A 5,745-nucleotide genomic window follows, 5' to 3' on the forward strand; every position below is an offset into this window, starting at 1 on the left:
ACTTGGCAAGCTCTCCGCCGATACGCCCCATTTCTCCGCTGAGCTGAAGCATCTGGACCGTATTTCTGCGGTATTCCCGCTGTAAACGTTCGCTGACCAGCGCAGGAACAAGTTCATTTTGCATCCGGCTAAGCTTGGGATATATGAACGGATACACCCGGTGATGCAGCGTAAGCCGGACAAACTGCTCCCAGTTAATCTCCGCGAACCGCTCCGGGCTACGCTGTGCCAGCTCATCAATAGAATCTGTTGTTAAAAAGGCAAGAAGAAGCAATATTTCCTTAGATAAGCTCCCTTTATCAAGGGTATACCGGTCAGTCATAGGGACTCTCCTTACTGGAATTTAGATACGAATGGAGCAGGTATGTTCTATTTAAAGAACGAATGCACACAGAGCGTAACATCGGCAGCAGAATGTTGTCAATTTCAATATAGTAATAGTTAGAAAAAATGATAGACGATGGGATATAATGGTCCAAACTGGAACTTCATTTTTTTCACCCGGAGGGAATATGCGAACTGAACTATTTCTTGAACAAATCCGGATATTGCTGCACATGCATGCTGACGGACTTCTGGGCGGGGAAGTTATGCCGGAGGATGCGCTGCTTGGGGTTGTTCCGGCTGCTAAGCTGCCGGATGTGCTGACAATGGCGATGTCGCTTAATTATCAGAGGAATGCCTATGCCCTCTGGCAGTCGGTGGCCAAAGCTTATATAGATGAGAGTACCCGGTGGGTTTTTGATCCGCACGCCGCTTCTCTAAGTGATCCGGTTGTACTGCAGACATCGCTGCTGCTGCATCGCGTAGCCCTACAGCCTAACCGGCATCCGCAGATTTGGCAGCGGGTTTCCGGGGGAATTGTCCGCTCCTCCACGAACGGCGATGTAGCCGGTCTAATCGATGCGGTACAGTCCGACATTGCAATCCTGAAAAATATAATGCAGCATACACGCAAATCTGATTTTCCCTATCTGTCCGGTCCGAAAATTTTCAATTACTGGCTGTATGTGATGGAGAGCTATGCGGGGATTGTCTGGAAGTCCCGTGAGCTGATTACGATTGCTCCGGATACGCATATTTTGCAGGCCAGCGTGAAGCTGGGAATTTGCTCTGAAGGAGTGTTAAACGGTACTGCCGAAGACAGACATTATGTAGCTGAAGCATGGGAGACGGCGCTTAGTGGTTCGGGTCTGGCGCCGATTGATGTACATACCTCGCTTTGGTTATGGAGCCGGGCCGGTTTTCCGCCGCTTATCGCATAGGGACTTAATAATCGAGTTGGATATGGAGGGTGAAAATCATGACAGATACCGGCATCGAAGGAATACCGGGAGCAGAAACATGGCGGATGATTGAGCCTGTACTCAAGGGCTGGTCGGATGACCGAAAGTATTACATAGAGGCCAAGGAAGGTAACAAGCTACTGCTCCGGCTGTCGGCCGGGAAAACCTTTGCCCGTAAGCAGGATGAATTTGCGCTCATCAAGCGGTTTAATCAACTGGATTTTCCGATGTCACAGGCTCTTGGTTTCGGGACTTTCAGTGGGACAGGCCGGGAGGAGCAGGTGTATATGCTGCTGACCTGGGTGGAGGGAGTTCCGCTGGAAGACCGTCTGACTGCACTTGCGCCGGAGGAACAGTATAAGCTGGGGATGGAGGCTGGCCGAATTTTAAAGAGGATACACAGCATCCCATGCGGCCATGATCTGACAGGCTGGGAAACGGCCATGCAGGCCAAGATGCTGAGGCGGATCAAGGAATATGAGGATTGTCCGTATCATCTGGAGGACGATGAACAGGCCATTCATTATGTGAAAGAGAATATCGGCCTTATTCATAACGTGGAGAAAGTCTGGCACCATGGTGATTTCCACGTCGGCAATCTCATTTACACCCCGGAGGGCGGGATCGGCGTTATTGACTTCAACCGCTGGGACACCGGTGATTATGCAGAGGAGTTCTATAAAGTCCAGTTCTTTGACCGGGAGCTGAGCGTTTCCTTTGCCAAGGGCAAGTTGGACGGTTATTTTGCAGGATCACCACCGGACGCCTTCTGGCGGAGACAGGCATTGTATGTGGCCTACAGCTCGCTTTTTTCGATTAAATGGGCGATTCCCTTTGGCATGGACGAGATTCAAGGGATGATGACCCGCGGCAGGCAGGCATTTCAGGATTACGATGCATTTCGCAGGTACATTCCGCGCTGGTATACCGATTAGAGAACATTGTGTTTAAGGATTGCCCCCGGACTCAGGTCTGGGGGTGTTTGGCATGGATTGACGGAAGCGGACAGCCATGCGAAAATATAGTTAATCAGACTAACTATATTGAGGAGGAGACCATGAAGGAACATATTAGCAGAAGCGCAGATATCGTCGGCTTATTTTGCCGGCTGCAGATGAATACCAAGAAGGATATGCCTGTAAGATCCAGCGAGATGGGGGTGCTTATATATACGGAGAAGCAGGAAGGTCTTGTGACCCCGCTGATGGTAAGTAATTTTTTCAGAGTATCTAAGCCATCTGTCACGGCAATGATTAATTCCCTGGTTCGTCAAGGGTATCTCCGCAAAACCTCGTCGGCTACAGACGGCAGAAGCTACAGCATTTCGCTTACCGTCCTTGGCGCAGAACTGGTGAAGTCTACCTCAACTGAGTATTTCCGCAATCTGGAACGGCTTGAAGAGAAGATGGGCAGTGTGGATTTCGGACGGTTTATACAGTTAATGCAGCAGGCTACTGAAATATTAAGTGTGGAGGGCGGCCGTTCATGAGTATATTGGTTACCGGCGCTTCAGGAAATGTAGGAGCTCATGTAATAGAAGAATTAAGCAGAATGGGTGAACAGATTGTGGCAGCAGGGACAGATGTTCACAGGCTGCGTGACAAATTTAGTACTCAGGCGAAATGTGTTTATTTGGATTTTACCGATAGCAGCTCCTTTGATCAGGCCCTTGAAGAGGTGGACAGAGTGTTCTTGATGCGTCCGCCCCATTTAGGCAAGCCGGAGGATTTGTATCCGTTTATAGATGCGTTGAAGGCCCGCGGGATCCGGCTGGCTGCTTTCCTCTCGCTGATGGGGATTGAGAAGAATCCGATTCCTCCGCACCACAAGATTGAAAAATATCTGGAGGCTGCAGGAATACCTTATGCCCACATCCGTCCGGGATTTTTCATGCAGAATCTATCCGGTATTCACGCCGAGGAGATCAGGGGGCAGAACCAAATCTTTATTCCAGCCGGGATCAGCCGGACAAGCTTCATTGATGCAGCGGATATCGGACTTGCCGCAGCGGTATTGCTCCATGAGCCCGGAAGGTACGCGGGCACTGCCCACACCCTAACGGGAGCGGAATCTTTGAACTATTATCAGGCGGCGGAAATACTAAGCGAGTTTACCGGCCGCAGGATCACCTACGCCAGACCGGGATTATTGAAATACCGCAGGTATTATATCAGGGAGCGCGGGCTGGACAAGGCATATGTCAACGTAACTGTGGCGCTTTACCTGATGACGCGGATGGGGACGGCTGAAGCAGTGACTAACGAATTTCAGCAGCTGACAGGCCGGGCACCACGTTCGTTCCGGGATTTTGTTGCTGAGAACTTGCAGTCTTTTATTTAAGCAGGACGTCACGTGTAGGATGTTTTTTTCAAGGTGTATTAAATTTGGACAAAAGATTGAAATCAGGGAGCGCAAACGGTAGAATTGCACTACCAGCAGATTTAACCAAGAAGGGGATTGTATCGTTTGAATAATGAAGAACTGAATCAAGAGCTGCCAGAGAATTATGAGGAGCTGAAGAAGGCTGCAGGCCGATCTGCGGACTGGAGAGCGCGTCTTGCGGCTGTCGAAGAGCTGGGTAACTGGAACCACAAACAAGTCATTGATATCCTGAACCGTCTGATGATCAGTGATCCTGTATATACCGTTCAAGAAGCCGCGTACAAGAAGCTGAGTGCATTCGGCGAAGATGTAAAAGTTCCGTCCAAGAACAAGGCCGAGCTGTTCAGAGGGATCTCTAAGATCGTGCTTCGTATCAAGAAGAGCCTTCCGCGTGACCATTCCTATGAAGAGTTCAAGGAGAAGCTGAAGAAGATGCGGATTGATGTTTACGATGCTTACGAAGGCGAGAAGGGCGAAGATTTCGACAACTGGCTGGAGAAGCAGTGGATTTCAGCGGTTAAATAGTTTTTCTTATGAGAAGCGGATCGATAAGGACTGGACAAGTTCTGATGGGTCCGCTTTCCTAATTTAATCAAGTAAAGGATGACAACATATGTATACCCATTCCTATGCACACCCGATTTCTTCGCAGTTTCAGACGTATCTTGAGCTTTCCGCCGGATTTCGGCCTGACTATCCAGCCAGTCTGGGGACCAGCACTAAAGGCAGTGCGGAAATCACTGATCTGGTACCGGATGCCCCGGATCTTCTTAAGGTAATCTACAGCCATGTTGCCGGAACACGCAGCGGGGAAGAGGAGCCGAGTCTGATCGAGTTCATCCCCGGATACCGCCTCATTCATATCGCTGAATATGAGCAGGAAATGCAGGTGCTGGCGGGCATTCTGGAAGAGAAGGGCTATTCCGGCGGCGGACAGATTTTCCCGCTCCTGACGAACTATGGCAGTGATTTCATTTGCCTCTACCGGTCAGACGAGGGAAATGAAGTAATCTGTGATCTGCTGCATGACTATGGCGATTTGGTTGTGATGTATGATTCTCCTGAGAAGTTCCTGGAAACGCTGTGTGAATTCTACAAGCAGGAAGCCTATTTCCTGGATGAGGAAGGTTATTTGGATTGCGACCTGGTCAAAGAAGGCGAAATCGGTGCGGAGCTGAATCCGGGGGCGAAGTATTGGTCGGAATGATATGTCAAAGCCCCCATTCTCCACGGTGAAGCGGAGAATGGGGGCTTTTTGCTGCCCGTAACTATTCCTGCGAAGCGCGTTTTTCCTGCTCGCGCAGCTCTACACGGCGTATTTTACCGGAGGCAGTCTTCGGCAGATCATGGATGAATTCGATCTTGCGCGGGTATTTGTAAGGAGCAGTCATCTCTTTGACATGACTTTGCAGCTCCTTAATCAGCTCAGAAGAACCTTCCTTGCCGTCCTTCAGCACGACAAAGGCTTTGACGATTGATCCGCGTATCTCATCTGGACTGGCTACAACGGCACATTCCTTGACGAGATCATGCTTCATCAGCGCTTCTTCCACTTCAAACGGGCCGATGGTGTAGCCTGAGCTGATGATGATATCGTCGCCCCGGCCTTCGAACCAGAAATAACCGTCCTCATCCTTGCGCGCCCGGTCTCCGGTAACGAAATACTCCCCGTGCGAGGCATTCGCCTTACGTTCCGGGTCTTTGTAATAATTCTGGAACAGGGCAGGCATGCTTAGGTGCACTGCGATATCTCCAACTACACCCGGAGGAACCGGATTCCCCTGATCATCAATGATCTCCGCGATGCCGGGGGCAATCGATTTGCCCATGGACCCGATCCGGATCGGATCATCCTTCAGCGCAGCAATGATCAGTGTACTTTCCGTTTGCCCGTAGCCGTCGCGGATCGTTATATCGAAATGATGCTGGAAGGTGTTGATGACTTCCAGGTTGAGCGGTTCACCGGCGGACACGGCGCAGCGCAGCTTGGACAGGTCATACCGGGACAATCCTTCTGTCTTGGCCATCAGGCGGTATTCTGTAGGCGTGCAGCATAATACCTGGATGCCTTGATCCT

At 50.4% G+C, this 5,745-nt stretch carries 7 protein-coding genes and 1 pseudogene; 6 read left to right on the forward strand and 2 right to left on the reverse strand.

What is annotated here, in order from left to right; translation table 11 throughout:
• Positions 1-322 (reverse strand): nucleotidyltransferase family protein (locus tag AQR02_RS29405; protein WP_148449242.1); only part of this gene is annotated, 322 nt, incomplete at its 3' end.
• 190 nt (positions 323-512) lie between these two features.
• Between AQR02_RS29405 and AQR02_RS29410 the strand changes: the two genes are divergently transcribed.
• The 6 genes from AQR02_RS29410 (at position 513) to AQR02_RS29435 (ending at position 4,875) form a co-directional block, all read left to right on the forward strand.
• Complete coding sequence (locus AQR02_RS29410) at positions 513-1,265, forward strand: hypothetical protein (protein ID WP_054943859.1); 753 nt, start codon at positions 513-515, stop codon at positions 1,263-1,265.
• A 38-nt stretch (positions 1,266-1,303) separates the two neighbouring features.
• The gene (locus AQR02_RS29415; RefSeq protein ID WP_054943860.1) at positions 1,304-2,221 is read left to right on the forward strand and encodes a phosphotransferase family protein; all 918 of its coding nucleotides are present in this window, start codon (positions 1,304-1,306) and stop codon (positions 2,219-2,221) included.
• A gap of 122 nt (positions 2,222-2,343) precedes the next feature.
• A complete protein-coding gene (locus AQR02_RS32750; RefSeq protein WP_054943861.1) occupies positions 2,344-2,775 on the forward strand; it encodes a MarR family winged helix-turn-helix transcriptional regulator in 432 nt (143 codons plus the stop codon).
• Positions 2,772-3,626, forward strand: coding sequence for an SDR family oxidoreductase (locus tag AQR02_RS29425; protein WP_054943862.1), 855 nt, complete (start codon positions 2,772-2,774; stop codon positions 3,624-3,626). The genes AQR02_RS32750 and AQR02_RS29425 overlap by 4 nt, the downstream gene beginning before the upstream one ends.
• 126 nt (positions 3,627-3,752) lie before the next feature.
• On the forward strand, positions 3,753-4,193 hold the full coding sequence (locus AQR02_RS29430) for a HEAT repeat domain-containing protein (protein WP_054943863.1): 441 nt from the start codon (positions 3,753-3,755) through the stop codon (positions 4,191-4,193).
• An 88-nt stretch (positions 4,194-4,281) separates the two neighbouring features.
• Positions 4,282-4,875, forward strand: a complete 594-nt coding sequence (locus AQR02_RS29435; protein WP_054943864.1) for a hypothetical protein — start codon at positions 4,282-4,284, stop codon at positions 4,873-4,875.
• Positions 4,876-4,936: 61 nt separating this feature from the next.
• Here AQR02_RS29435 and AQR02_RS35035 read toward each other — a convergent pair.
• Positions 4,937-5,745 (reverse strand): annotated as a pseudogene (locus tag AQR02_RS35035) (AMP-binding enzyme); the annotation flags it as partial.

The sequence above is a fragment of the Paenibacillus ihuae genome (genome assembly GCF_001368795.1).
Taxonomy (GTDB): Bacteria; Bacillota; Bacilli; order Paenibacillales; family Paenibacillaceae; genus Paenibacillus_AQ; species Paenibacillus_AQ ihuae.